Source organism: Candidatus Poriferisocius sp. (assembly GCF_965219815.1).
GTDB lineage: Bacteria > Actinomycetota > Acidimicrobiia > Acidimicrobiales > Bin134 > Poriferisocius.
This window is the reverse complement of record NZ_OZ244791.1, coordinates 2,426,143-2,439,481: the sequence shown is the minus strand read 5'-3', so window position 1 is coordinate 2,439,481 and position 13,339 is coordinate 2,426,143. Positions and strand designations below refer to the sequence as shown.

The following is a 13,339-nucleotide window of genomic DNA, read 5'->3' as shown; positions in this document are numbered from 1 at the left end:
GACACCCGGGGACGCTCATGCTTCAACGAAGCGGGGACATTGGTCGTTTGACTGTGCTCCATCGAGGTGGGGCCCACACCGAATCTTGTAGCTGAACTGGGCTGCATTGTGATCTGGCCTTGCTGGCGCGGTCAGAATGGGGCGACTGTGAGAAGGGACAAGTGTGGCGACGGACCTGGGTGAGCTTCAGAACAAGTTGTGGGAGGCGGCGGATCAGCTGCGGGCAAACTCAGGTCTGAAGGCGTCGGAGTACGCGTCGCCGGTGCTTGGGCTGATCTTTTTGCGGTATGCGGATGAGCGGTTTGCTCAGGCTTCTGAGGTTGTGGGGTCGGGGTCTGAGCGCCGTCCGATCGGGCCGGAGGACTACCAGGCTGTAGGCGCGCTGTATCTGCCGGAAGAGTCTCGGTTTGAGGCGCTGCTGAATCTTCCCGAGGACGCCGACGTTGGCAAGGCCGTCAACGAGGCTATGGCTGGGATCGAGGTCTACAACCCTGATCTCTATGGGGTGCTGCCGAAGCACTACTCCCGCATCCCCGGCGACATCCTGGGCGAGCTGCTGAGATTGCTGCGGCCTTTGCCGGGGGCGATTGAGGGGGATGGGTTCGGGTTGATCTATGAGTACTTCTTGGGGGAGTTCGCCTTCTCGGAGGGGCAGAAGGGCGGGGAGTTCTTCACTCCCACCTCGATCGTGCGGCTCATCGTGGAGATCCTCGAACCGTTCCACGGCAAGATCTACGACCCGGCCTGCGGGTCAGGTGGGATGTTCATCCAGTCGGCCCACTTCGTCGAGCGCCACCGCAGCGACCCCAGCCGGGAGCTGTCGATCTACGGCCAGGAGAAGACCGGCGACACCGTCAAGCTGGCCAAGATGAACCTTGCCGTCCACGGGCTCGCCGGCGACATTAGAGAAGGCAACACCTACTACGAGGACCTCCACGACGCGGTCGGCGAGTTCGACTTCGTAATGGCCAATCCCCCGTTCAACGTCAACAAGATCGACAAGGCCAAGCTCGAAGACGACACCCGGTTCCCGTTCGGACTGCCAAAGCCCGACAACGGCAACTATCTGTGGATCCAGACCTTCTACTCCGCGCTCAACCGAAACGGCCGAGCCGGATTCGTCATGGCCAACTCCGCATCCGACGCCCGAGGCAGTGAACTTGAAATCCGCCGCAAGCTGATCGAGGACCGCAGCGTCGACGTGATCATCGCCGTCGGAACCAACATGTTCTACACCGTCACCCTGCCCGTGACTCTGTGGTTCCTCGATCGCGGCAAGAAATACACCGACCACGCGGACCAGGTGCTGTTCATCGACGCCCGAGACATCTACAACCAGATCGACCGAGCCCACCGCGACTGGACGCCACAGCAAATTGAGTTTCTGGCCAATACCGTCCGCCTCTGGCGAGGTGAGGAACCAGAGTTATACGCAGGAAGTGAGGAATTACTCGTCGAGAAGTTCCCCGAGGGCTCTTACTTAGATGTGGCCGGCCTCTGCGCCATCGCGACCTTGGAGCAGATCGAGGAGCAAAGTTGGAGCCTCAACCCCGGCAGGTACGTTGGAGCACAAGATCGCTCAGTAGACGATTTCGAGTTCGTCACGCGACTTGAGTGCCTTGCTGAGGAGTTCGAGTCGCTATCTGTAGAGGCAGACCGGCACGCAGACACCGTCCGTGGCGTAATCCAACGTGCCGTCTCATGAAGAGCGACGATTGGGCCTCGATCCCCTTTGAAGAGTTGGTCGAGTTTCACGATCGTCATCGCATTCCCCTCAGCAAGAAAGAGAGAGCCGATCGACCAGGGTCATTCCCCTACTACGGCGCACAAGGGATCATCGACTGGGTAGATGACTACATCTTTGATGGCCGGTTCCTCCTCATCGCGGAAGATGGTGAGAACCTGAACTCTCGCAAACAACCAGTCGCCTACATGGCAGAAGGGCAATTTTGGGTCAACAACCATGCCCATGTTGTCAAGGCCATCGAAGGGGTGGCAGACGATGACTTTCTCCGTGCCTATGTGGAGATCCACCCATTGAAAGGGCACATCACAGGCGCAGCACAGCCCAAACTCTCGCAGGCAAGCCTCAAACGACTGTCCGTCACCGCCCCGCCGTATCCCGTACAGACCCAGATCGGTGAGGCCATACGAGCACTCGACGGTCTCATAGAGGACAATCGGCGGCGGATTGAGATTTTGGAGGAGATGGCTCGGTTGTTGTATCGGGAGTGGTTCGTGCACTTCCGGTTTCCGGGGCATGAGGATGTCGAGTTGGTCGACTCCGACCTCGGCCCGATTCCCGAGGGGTGGGGCCACTCTTGCTTGGCGGACGAGATCAAGCTTGAGCGGGAAAATGTCAAGCCATATGAGTACCCGGACGAGGAATTCGACCACTACTCGATTCCGGCCTTCGACGATCGGGGGCTGCCGACGCTTGAGCTCGGTGCCGAGATCAGGAGCAACAAATACCTAGTGGCAGGCGCATGCGTCATGGTTTCGAAGCTCAACCCAAGATTTCCAAGGGTATGGCGTGTGGATCGCTCTGATCCCGCGCGAAGGGCTGTCGCATCGACTGAATTCCTTGTACTGGCGAAACCCCTCAAATGGAAGCTTGTCTATGTTTACGGCCTCGTAACTTCGACTGACTTCGCAAGTAGCCTGGCGGCAACTGCCGGAGGGACTTCGACCAGCCATCAGCGCGTAAAACCTGCCGATGTCATGAACATGGCTGTGGTGAGCCCACCATCAGATCTCGTGCTGAGTTACTCAGATCAGGTCCAGCCGATGTTGAAGCTGGCAGACAACTTGATGCTTCAGAACGAGGTTCTCCGCGAGGCTCGCGATCTGCTTCTTCCGCGGTTGGTGTCGGGCGAACTGGATGTGTCTGAGCTTGACCTGGGGTTGGAGGCCTTAGGGGCGTGAATCCGGGACGCTTGAGTGAGGATGCGTTGGTGGAGCAGCCGGCGTTGCGGTTGTTGGCGGAGTTGGGTTGGGAGGTGGCTGAGGGGTTTGACGAGACGCTGGGCCCGGCGGGGACGTTGGGGCGTGATTCTCAGTCTGAGGCGGTGCTGGGCCATCGGCTCAGGGATGCGTTGCGTTCTTTGAATCCCAGGATGCCGGAGTCGGCGTTGGACGAGGCTGTCGAGCAGCTGGTGGAGGATCGCTCGGCTATGGCACCGGTGCGGGCGAACCGGGAGGTTTATGGCCTTTTGCGGGATGGGGCGAGGGTCGAGGTCTCTGGTGATGACGGTGAACGTCGGATAGCCATAGTTAGGTTTGTTGACTGGAAACGTGCTGATGCGAATGAGTGGTTGGCGGTTTCGCAGTTTTGGATCTCGGGCGACATGTATCGGCGGCGGGCCGATGTGGTGCTGTTCGTGAACGGGATCCCGCTGGTGTTGGTGGAGTTGAAGGTGTCGCACAAGAACGTCCGCGACGCCTTCGACGGCAATCTGCGCGACTACCGGGACACCGTTCCGCAGCTGTTCTGGTTCAACGCGTTCGTGATGTTGTCAAACGGCTCCGACACGCTGGTCGGGTCGACGTTTGCTGATTGGGGGCATTTCGGCGAGTGGAAGAGGATCAACTCGGAGGGCGAGCAGGGCGTGGTGTCGCTTGAGACCGCGCTGCGGGGGACGTGCCAGCCGCAGCAACTGTTGGATTTGGTCGAGAACTTTGTCGCGTTCATGGAGCGTCCGGGTGGTCTGGTGAAGGCGCTGGCCAAGAACCACCAGTTCTTGGGGGTGAACAATTCGCTGGAGGCGTTGCGGGAGGTACACCACCGCGAGGGGCGGTTGGGGGTGTTCTGGCACACGCAGGGGTCGGGCAAGTCTTTGTCGATGCTGTGGTTCACCCAGAAAGTGCTGCGCAAAGAACACGGCAACTGGACGTTCGTGATGGTCACCGACCGCACCGAGCTCGACGAGCAGCTCTACGGGGATTTCGCCGACTGCGGGGTGATCACCGCCGGCCAGCAGGTCCACGCCGAGACGTCGGCTCATCTGAGGGACCTTCTGGGCCAGGACCACCGGTACGTGTTCACGCTGATCCACAAGTTCATCCCGCCCGAGCGGGGCCAGGCGATGCCGGTGCTGTCGGAGCGCGACGACATCGTGGTCATCACCGACGAGGCCCATCGCTCCCAGTACGACACGCTGGCGGCCAACATGCGCTTGGCGCTGCCCAACGCGTCGTTCATCGGGTTCACCGGCACTCCGCTCATATCCGGCGAGGAAGAGCAGACCCGGCGGGTGTTCGGCGACTACGTGTCGATCTACAACTTCCGCGACTCCATCGACGACGGCGCCACCGTGCCGCTGTTCTACGAGAACCGCATCCCCGAACTCCAGCTCGTAAACGATGACTTCGACGAAGAGCTCGAAGACCTCCTGGAATCCGCCGCATTGGACGACGCCCAGGAGAAGGCGGTGGCCCGCCAATTCTCCCGGCAGTACCAGCTCATCACCCGCCCCCAGCGCCTGGAGGAGATCGCGGCGGATCTGGTCCGCCACTTCGTCAACCGGGGATTTCGGGGCAAGGCCATGTATGTGGCCATCGACAAGGCCACCGCCATCCGCGTGTTCGACCTCGTCGAAGTCGAATGGGCCCGCTATCAGGCCGAGCTCGAAGCAGAACTAGAGAGCACCCCCGAGTCGGGGCGCGCCCATCTGGAGTCGCTCATCGAGTTCATGGGTACCACCGACATGGCCGTGGTGGTGTCGCAAGCCCAGAACGAAGTGGCCGACATGAAAGAACTCGGCCTCGACATCGCCCGGCACCGCGAACGCATTGTCAAGGAAGACCTCGATGCCAAGTTCAAGGATCCCGAAGACCCGTTCCGGCTGGTGTTCGTGTGCGCCATGTGGCTCACCGGCTTCGACTCGCCGTCCACCTCCACGGTGTACCTCGACAAACCGATGCGCAACCACGCTTTGATGCAGACCATCGCCCGGGCCAACCGGGTGTTCCCCGACAAAGACAACGGCCTCATCGTCGACTACGTCGGTGTCTTCAGAAACCTCGAAAAAGCCCTCGCCATCTACGGCGCCAGCCCGGAGGGTGACTCCCCCATCCGGCCAAAAGACGAGCTGGTCGCCGAACTGGAAACCGCGCTGGCCGAAGTCGTCGATTTCTGCGCGGCCAACGACATCGACCTCGCCGATTTGGAAGCCGCGGAGGGCTTCGAGTTCATCGCGCTCCAACAAGCCGCCGTCGAAGCCCTTCTCGTCGATGAGCAGACCCGCCGCCAATTCGTGAAGCTCGCCCGGCGAGCCCGAAAAACCTTCAAAGCCCTGCTGCCCGACCCCGAGGCCATGGCAGTCGCCTACCGCATCGCGGTCATCCGCACAATCGCCGCCAAGGTCGAGTCATCCACAGAAGCGCCCGACATCTCCGGGGTCATGGACTCGGTGTCAGAACTGCTCGACCGCTCCGTCGGCGCCAAGGAGTACATCATCCCCACCGCCGAAGCCGACCCGCTCATCGACCTGAATCAACTCGACTTCGAAGAGCTCATCCGGCGCTTCGGCGACCGCAGACGCACCGCCGCCAGAGCCATCGAGAAGAACATCGAAGAACGCCTCGACGACGCCGTGCGCAGGAACCCGACACGGCGAGACCTCGCCGAGCGGTTCCGACGCCTCATCGAAGAGCATGTCTCCACGAAAAGGGGGGAACCTCACCCCGATGTCTACGGACCCGAGCTGTTCGACCAAAAGGTCAGTGCCGTCTTCGAGCACATCTACGCCAGCTACTACAACAACGGGGAATCGGTTTACAGCCAATCGCCCCCGTAACATGGGCGGATGGTGGATTCGGGATCGCCTGAGGAGCGCTCGGCGCTTCCTCCCAAAGGGGCGCGGTGGCTGGCGTTCGTGGCGATCCTGGTCGGGGGGTTGTGCGGAGGGCTGATCGGGTTCGCCTACATCGACCTCCAATGTGAGGGGAACTGCGGGCTGTGGACCGGGCTCGGCGCTTTGGTCGGCGCGCTGGTGGGAGCGGTGGGCTTGGCCGTGGTGGCCATTTTGACTTTGCGGGCTATGGAGGAGTGGCGGCTGTTCGGCGGGCGCCGCCAAGACCGCGACCGGTACTAGCTAGTCCGGAGCAGATGAAAGAGCAGCAACTGCCCGGTCGATATCGGTGTCGTCCACGTCGAGATGGGTGACGAAGCGCACGATGCCCGGCGCCAACAACCCGGCTCGGATTCCGGCCTGATCGAGATGGTCCAACAGGGCAGGCGCGTCGGGATGGCGAAACGCCACCACGTTGGTGTGGGGGCGCCCGCAGGCAGCCTCGGCCTCGCCCAGGCGAGTGCCGGGCCACCGCTCGGCAACCACGTCGCCCAACCGCTGGGCCCGGGCGTGATCGTCGGCCAGCCGATCGACGTGGTGTTCTAGGGCGAATAGCCCGCCGGCGGCGATCACCCCGGCCTGCCGCATGGCCCCGCCCAACCGCCGCCGGTGCAGACGGGCTTCGGTGACCAGATCGGCGGGCCCGGCTAGCAGCGAGCCCACCGGCGCCCCCAGTCCCTTGGACACGCAAGACATGACTGTGGTCGCCACTTTGGCCAGTTCCGCAGCCGGAATTCCCAACGCGATGGCGGCGTTGAACAGGCGGGCGCCGTCCAGATGCACCGGCGGCCCCAGTGCGGCAACCGCGGCCATCTCCCCAGCCCCCACGGCCAGACCTCCCGAGGCCAGATGGGTGTTCTCGAGGCAGATCAACGACACCGGAGGCCAAAATCCCCCGTTTCCAGCCGCCACTGCCTCGGCTGCCGCATCGGCATCCAGCACTCCGCCGGCATCGTCCACGGCGTAGATCTGAAAGGCGTTGTTCATCCCGGCCGCACCGCTCTCGTAGGACATCAAGTGCTGCCGCCGGCCCACCACCACGTTGCTTCCCGCCGCTCCGTGCAACCGAAGGGCGATCTGGTTGCCCATCGTGCCCGACGGCACGTACACCGCGGCTGGCTTGCCCGCCAGTTCGGCAAATCGCTGCTCCAAGCGGTTGACCGTGGGGTCCTCCCCATAGCGGTCGTCGCCCACCGGCGCGGCAGCCATCGCCTTTCGCATGGGCACGGTCGGCTGCGTCAGGGTGTCCGACCGCAGGTCCACTACGCCACGAGATGCCACGCCGCCCAGCGTAGAGTTCAGCTGTGCCAGAACCCGAACCCACTTCAGCGCCGACCATCCCCGCATGGGACCACCTGGAGAAGCTGGCGGTGGAGGCCGCGGAAGTGGCAGCTTCGCTGCTGCGGGCACAGAGCGGCGGCCAGCTCCAGATATCGGCCAAGTCGTCGCGTACCGATCTGGTCACCGACATGGACGTGGCCTGCGAGACCGCCATCGTGGAGTTCCTGACCTCCCACCGGCCCGATGACGCCATACTGGGCGAAGAAGGCACGGGCCGCGACGGCACCAGCGGGGTGCGCTGGATCATCGACCCCATCGACGGCACGGTGAACTTTGTCTACGGCCACGTCGGCTTCGGCGTGTCAGTGGCCGCTGAAGCCGCGGGCCAAGTCGTGGCCGGCGCCGTGGCCGACCCCGTTCTCGACGAGACGTTTAGCGCCCATCGAAACGGCGGGGCCCGGCTTAACGGAGACCCCATCACTGTCCGCCCCGATAGCGACCCAACCATGGCCTTGGTGGCCACCGGATTCTCCTACCAGCATGAACGGCGCCGGCGCCAGGCCGAGGTGCTCGGCGAGCTGCTTCCCCAAATCGGCGACATTCGACGGGTGGGAGGGGCTGCTGTCGACCTCTGCACGGTGGCCTGCGGACGGGTAGATGCTTTCTTCGAGGTGGGGCTCAATCCCTGGGACTACGCGGCCGGCGCCCTCATTGCCGAGGAAGCCGGTGCCGTTGTCCAAGACCTGAACGGCGGACCTCCCAGCCGCCAATTCGTGTTTGCCGCCGCCCCGTCGGTGGCCGACGCCATCTTGACGCTGCTGCAAAGCGCCCAGGCCGACCGAATATAGGCCCCATCCCACGGACCAAAATGGGCCGAATATAGGCCCCTGCTACCCATCGCGGCTCAATATCAGGCACCATTTCAGGGTGGGAACCCGCATCCTGGCCATTGAGGACGACGAGAGGATCCGTACCGCGGTCCGTCTCGCCCTCGAAGACGAGGGCTGGGATGTCTCGGAAGCGGCCAACGGCCAAGAGGCCTTCGATGCTTTCTCGGACACGCCTGCCGATGTGGTGCTCATCGACATCATGCTTCCCGATATCGACGGATTCGAGGTGTGCCGCACACTCCGCCGAACCAGCGACGTGCCCATCATCATGGTCACGGCCCGAGCCGACACCCACGACGTGGTGGCCGGCCTGGAGGCAGGAGCAGACGACTATCTGACCAAGCCGTTCGCCCCGAAAGAGCTCTCGGCCCGTATTCGCGCCCTGTTGCGCCGCGTGCGCACCACCGACTCCACCATGACCGATATGCGCTTTGGGCAACTGGAGATCATGCCTGAGCAAGGAGCGGTCACCATCAACGGCGAAGAGGCCCACCTCACCAAGACGGAGTTCCGCCTTCTCGTTGAGCTGGCCACCAACTCCGGCAAGGTGCTCAGCCGAGAAGTACTTCTGGAGCGGGTGTGGGATCTCGGGTACTTCGGGGATGGCCGCTTGGTGGACGTCCACATTCGGCGCTTGCGCACCAAAATCGAGTCGGACCCGGCCAATCCCCGCTACGTGGTGACCGTCCGCGGCCTGGGATACAAGCTCCAAGCCTGAGAGCGCCAGTGGAGACCACCGGACAGCGTTCTCGCTTCTGGCGCCGAGCGGGCTCCCGGGCCCGTCGGCTGAGGCTCCGCACCAGGATCATCCTGTCTTTCGTGCTCACCACTCTGCTGCTGTCGGCGCTGCTGAGCGTGACGGTGTTCGCGCTGACCCGTCAGAACCTGCTCAACGGGAGGGAGAACGACGCCTTGGCCACGGTGGGGTTCAACGCCTCGGTGATCAACCGCCGTCTCAGTCCCGACATCGAGTCGGAAGCCCTCCAGAACCTGGTCAGCACGCTGGCCACTCCCGAGGGCTCCCGTCCGGTTCTGCGGGTCGGGGGTGACTGGTTCCAGCCGTCCTTCGAATTCGAACAAGGCGACATTGACGAGCGCCTTCGCCGCACTGTGGAGAGCGGCAAGCCGGCGCGGATGCGCTACCGGGTGAGGGACAAGCCCTTCTTGGTGATCGGCATCCCAATTCCCGGCCACAACGCCTCGTACTACGAGGCCACACCGCTGGATGAGATCGAAGACACACTGGGCTCGCTCGGGCTCATTCTGGCCAGCGGCGGAGGCGGTGTCACCCTGGCCTCAGCGGCGGTCGGCTTTTGGGCCAGCCGTCGACTGCTGCGCCCGCTGGTGGACATCGGCGAGGCCGCCCAGTCCATCGCCCGCGGCGACCTCAGCACCCGACTGGAACCCGGGGCCGCCCGAGAGCTGGTCACGCTCACCGACTCGTTCAACGACATGGTGGGAGCACTTCAGCACCGGATTGCCCAAGACGAGCGGTTCGCGTCTGAAGTGAGCCACGAACTGCGATCGCCCCTCATGACCCTCTCCGCTTCAGTGGAGGTGATGAACACTCGCCGGGCTGAGTTGCCCGAGCGGGCCCGTACCGCGCTGGACCTGCTGACCGAGGACGTGAACCGCTTCGAGCATCTGGTAGAGGACCTGCTGGAGATCTCCCGCTTCGACGTCGGCACCGCCGAACTGGATCTGGATGTATTCAACTTGCTCGAGTTTGTGGAGAACGCGGTTTCGGCCACCAGCCCTGTCGCCATCCCCATTTCCTGCGAACCGGCGGTGGCCCGGGTGCGGGTACGGGCCGACAAACGCCGGTTGGTGCAGGTCATAGACAACCTGTTGAGCAACGCTCAGAAGTACGCGGGAGGAGCGACCGGGATATTCCTCTACCACCATTCAATGGGGATCGGGCCAAAGGGGATCGAAATCGCAGTGGAAGACGCCGGCCCCGGTGTGGCTGCGGACGAGAGAGAGCACATATTCGATCGATTTTCACGAGGCCGACAAGCGGTTGAGCGGGGTACCACCACCGGGGTCGGGCTGGGGCTGGCTCTGGTGGCCGAGCACGTCGGCCTGCACCAGGGCCGCGTCTGGTGCGAAGACCGACTCGACCGACTTCCCGGAATCAGATTCGTTGTCCACCTCCCCATCGCGGTGTCATGACCCATTCACCACCTCCCCATCGCGGTGTCATGACCCATTCACCACCTCCCCGTCGCGGTGTCATGACCCACCCGACTGCGCTTCGAAGTCTGGCGGCGATCCTGGCCGCCGCCCTTTTGTTGGCCGCGGGCTGCTCAGTGCCTGAAGACGGCCGTCCCCGAACCGTGGACTATTCCCGGCTGCCCGACGATCTGGTGGCACCCACTGCATCGCCGGAGCCGACGCCGTTGATCACCCAAGAGGTGCTCATCTACCTGATCGATGAGAACAACCTGCTGTCACCTGTGGCCCGCGACGTGGCCAGTCCAGCTCCGCCAACCACCGTCTTGGAGGCCCTGTTCTCGGCCCCCAACGAAGCCGAATCTGAGCAGGCACTGTCCACTGCCCTGCCCGCCGATGTCGAAGTGGTCTCGATCGACGTCAACCCAGCTGGTGACCTGGTGACCGTGGCACTGGAGTCTGAGGTGTTCGAGGAGCGCTTGGAGGGTGAGAACCGCCAGCTCGCGGTGGCCCAGCTCGTGTTCACCGCAACGGAGAATACGGGGGCCACCCGCTTCTCACTGCTGCTGAACGACAACCCCGTGCCGCTGCCCACCGACAGCGGGGAAAGCGATGTCCCCGTGACCCGGGATGACTTCCACTCGGTTGACCCCGACTACCAGCCCGAGGCCACCCCCGGGCCTACGCCAACCGACACTCCCCCGCCAACCGAATCCCCCACGCCGACCACACCGCCCGTGACGCCGACTCCCACGGCAACGCCCACCGCCACAGCCGCTCCTACCCCTGAGGTCGGTCCCACCCTGCCGCCTGGACTTCCCCCTGATTTCACCCTCGATTTCTCCTGAGATTGCCAACCCGACAGCGAGCGCCGGCGGCGACACCCCACTAGGCGAAGAAGGTCCGGGCCACGTCGTAGAGAGCAGGGCTGACGGGCTTCAGCTCGACCACCGCGTCGGCCAACCGCACTCGGACCATCTCCCCGCCCTGAAAGGCCACCATCGACCCCCAATCGCCGTCATGGACGGCATCGATCGCCGCGATGCCGTACCACGAGCACAGCACCCGGTCGAGGGCACTCGGGGTTCCGCCCCGCTGGATGTGGCCCAATACCGTCACCCGGGTGTCAAAGCCGGTGCGGGCCTCAATCTCGGTTGCCACCACTTGGCCTATGCCCCCCAGCCGGACGTGGCCGTACTGATCGACCTCGGGCTCGGGCAGCTCCAGCGTGCCCTCTTTGGGCTGGGCTCCCTCGGCCACCACCACAATGGACGCCCACCGGCCTCTCTCATGGCGCCTGACAATGGTCTCGGCCACCGCGTTGATGTCAAAGGGTTCTTCAGGGACCAGGGTGAGCGTGGCCCCGCCGGCAATGCCCGCCCAAGTGGCGATGTGCCCGACGTGGCGACCCATCACCTCTACCACCATCACCCGGTCGTGCGACTCAGCGGTGGTATGCAGCCGGTCGATTGCCGCGGTGGCCACTTCCACTGCGGTGTCGAAGCCGAAGGTGAGCTCGGTAAGGCCGATGTCATTGTCGATTGTCTTGGGCACGCCCACCACGTTTGCCGCGCCGGCTTCGCCCACCCCGACCCCCGCCGACAGGGTGCCCTCCCCTCCGATGACGATCAAGGCCTCGGTACCGGTGTTCTCCATGGTCGAGCGCACCCGCTCCATTCCATCCTCGTACATGCGGGGAGAAAACCGGGAGGTCCCCAAAACGGTGCCTCCCCGGGGCAGGGTGCCCCGCATGCGCTCCACGTCGAGCTCGATGAACTCTCCTTCCAACACGCCCCGCCAGCCGTCCAGGAAGCCGACCACGGTGTCGCCGTAGTGACGCTCGGCTTTGCGCACGATCGCCCTGATAACGGCGTTCAACCCTGGGCAGTCGCCGCCCCCGGTCAATACACCGACTCTCATGGGTGACTAGCCCTGCTTGGCCAGGGTTCGCACTGACAAAACCCCGCTAGCCCAGCTTGGCCAGGGTTTGGCGGAGTTGGCGGACGGCCTGAGCGGTGCGCTGCTCGTTCTCGATGAGGGCGAACCTCACGTGGCCCTCCCCGCCGGGACCGAAACCCACACCGGGCGACACCGCCACCCGGGCATCTCGAACCAGCCAAGAGGCGAACTCCACCGATCCCATTTCCAGGTAGGGCTCGGGGATCTTGGCCCACACGAACATGGTCCCCTTGGGCGGCTCCACTTCCCAGCCCATGCGGTTCAGCCCCGAACACAGGGCATCTCGGCGGCTCTGGTAGATGTCGCACACTTCTTTGGGATGACCCGGGGCCTCGTTCAAGGTCACCGTGGCCGCGATCTGAATGGGTTGGAACGTGCCGTAGTCGAGATAGGACTTGAGCTTGGCCAGTGCGGCCACTACCTGGGGATTGCCCACCATGAACGCCACCCGCCAGCCGGCCATGGAGAACGACTTGGTCATGGAATACAGCTCCACCGCCACATCTTTGGCCCCTTCTACCTGCATGATGGACGGGGGCAGGTAGCCGTCGTAGCCCAGATCGGCGTAGGCGAAGTCGTGAACCAGCAGCACATCGTGCTCTTTGGCGAAGTCCACCACGCCGGCCATGAACTCCAAGTCCACGCAGGCGGTGGTGGGGTTGTGGGGGAACGACAGCACGATTATGCGGGGCTTGGGCCAGGAGTAGCGCCAGCGCTCCTGCATCGTTCCGAAGAAATCGGTTCCCGTGCTCAACGGGATCTCCCGCACCTCCGCGCCGGCAAACAGCGGGGCGTACAGGTGGATCGGATAGGAGGGGGACGGGACCAGGGCCGCGTCGCCGGGTTGGAGCAGGGTCCACATGAGGTGGGAGAACCCCTCCTTGGCCCCGATGGTGTTGATCACCTCAGTTTCGGGGTCGAGATACACCCCGAACCGTCGGGCGTAATAGCCGGCAACGGCTTCGCGCAGCTTGGGGATGCCCCGGCTGGCCGAGTAGCGGTGATTTCGAGCGTTGCCCGCTGCTTCCGCCAGCTTCTCCACCGCGATGTCCGGCGACGGGAGGTCGGGGTTGCCGAAGCCGAGGTCGATGATGTCGTGTCCCGCTCGGCGGCCTTCGACTTTCAGATCGTTGATGATGGTGAAGACGTACGGGGGCAGGTTGTTGATCCGGCGGAACTCCACAG

At 63.8% G+C, this 13,339-nt stretch carries 11 protein-coding genes; 8 read left to right on the top strand and 3 right to left on the bottom strand.

What is annotated here, in order from left to right; all coding sequences use genetic code 11:
- Positions 1–163 precede the first annotated feature (163 nt).
- From ACOQPI_RS11710 to ACOQPI_RS11695, 4 genes are read left to right on the top strand one after another with little or no spacing between them, the layout of a single operon-like run.
- Positions 164–1,705, top strand: a complete 1,542-nt coding sequence (locus ACOQPI_RS11710) for a type I restriction-modification system subunit M (RefSeq protein WP_420619809.1) — start codon at positions 164–166, stop codon at positions 1,703–1,705.
- Positions 1,702–2,925, top strand: a complete 1,224-nt coding sequence (locus ACOQPI_RS11705) for a restriction endonuclease subunit S (protein ID WP_420619808.1) — start codon at positions 1,702–1,704, stop codon at positions 2,923–2,925. The genes ACOQPI_RS11710 and ACOQPI_RS11705 overlap by 4 nt, the downstream gene beginning before the upstream one ends.
- Positions 2,922–5,798 carry a type I restriction endonuclease subunit R gene (locus tag ACOQPI_RS11700; protein ID WP_420619807.1) on the top strand — a complete coding sequence of 959 codons (2,877 nt, stop codon included), beginning with the start codon at positions 2,922–2,924 and terminating at the stop codon, positions 5,796–5,798. Before ACOQPI_RS11705 ends, ACOQPI_RS11700 begins: the two co-directional genes overlap by 4 nt.
- A 9-nt stretch (positions 5,799–5,807) precedes the next feature.
- The gene (locus tag ACOQPI_RS11695; RefSeq protein WP_420619806.1) at positions 5,808–6,095 is read left to right on the top strand and encodes a hypothetical protein; all 288 of its coding nucleotides are present in this window, start codon (positions 5,808–5,810) and stop codon (positions 6,093–6,095) included.
- On the opposite strand, the gene ACOQPI_RS11690 is transcribed toward ACOQPI_RS11695, so the two are convergent.
- The gene (locus ACOQPI_RS11690) at positions 6,096–7,133 is read right to left on the bottom strand and encodes a threonine aldolase family protein (protein WP_420619805.1); all 1,038 of its coding nucleotides are present in this window, start codon (positions 7,131–7,133) and stop codon (positions 6,096–6,098) included.
- 23 nt (positions 7,134–7,156) lie between these two features.
- Between ACOQPI_RS11690 and ACOQPI_RS11685 the strand changes: the two genes are divergently transcribed.
- From ACOQPI_RS11685 to ACOQPI_RS11670, 4 genes are all read left to right on the top strand, one after another.
- Positions 7,157–7,981 (top strand): inositol monophosphatase family protein, encoded by an 825-nt coding sequence (locus ACOQPI_RS11685; protein ID WP_420619804.1) that lies wholly within the window; start codon positions 7,157–7,159, stop codon positions 7,979–7,981.
- 79 nt (positions 7,982–8,060) lie between these two features.
- Positions 8,061–8,741: a response regulator gene (locus ACOQPI_RS11680; protein ID WP_420619803.1), complete on the top strand. Its 681-nt coding sequence runs from the start codon at positions 8,061–8,063 to the stop codon at positions 8,739–8,741.
- An 8-nt stretch (positions 8,742–8,749) separates the two neighbouring features.
- On the top strand, positions 8,750–10,195 hold the full coding sequence (locus tag ACOQPI_RS11675; RefSeq protein ID WP_420619802.1) for a sensor histidine kinase: 1,446 nt from the start codon (positions 8,750–8,752) through the stop codon (positions 10,193–10,195).
- A 62-nt stretch (positions 10,196–10,257) separates the two neighbouring features.
- The gene (locus ACOQPI_RS11670; protein ID WP_420619801.1) at positions 10,258–11,043 is read left to right on the top strand and encodes a GerMN domain-containing protein; all 786 of its coding nucleotides are present in this window, start codon (positions 10,258–10,260) and stop codon (positions 11,041–11,043) included.
- Between the two features lie 40 nt (positions 11,044–11,083).
- On the opposite strand, the gene ACOQPI_RS11665 is transcribed toward ACOQPI_RS11670, so the two are convergent.
- Both ACOQPI_RS11665 and ACOQPI_RS11660 read right to left on the bottom strand, forming a co-directional pair.
- Positions 11,084–12,115 (bottom strand): 6-phosphofructokinase, encoded by a 1,032-nt coding sequence (locus ACOQPI_RS11665; protein ID WP_420619800.1) that lies wholly within the window; start codon positions 12,113–12,115, stop codon positions 11,084–11,086.
- Positions 12,116–12,161: 46 nt separating this feature from the next.
- On the bottom strand, positions 12,162–13,337 hold the full coding sequence (locus ACOQPI_RS11660) for an aminotransferase class I/II-fold pyridoxal phosphate-dependent enzyme (protein ID WP_420619799.1): 1,176 nt from the start codon (positions 13,335–13,337) through the stop codon (positions 12,162–12,164).
- Between the last annotated feature and the right edge of the window lie 2 nt (positions 13,338–13,339).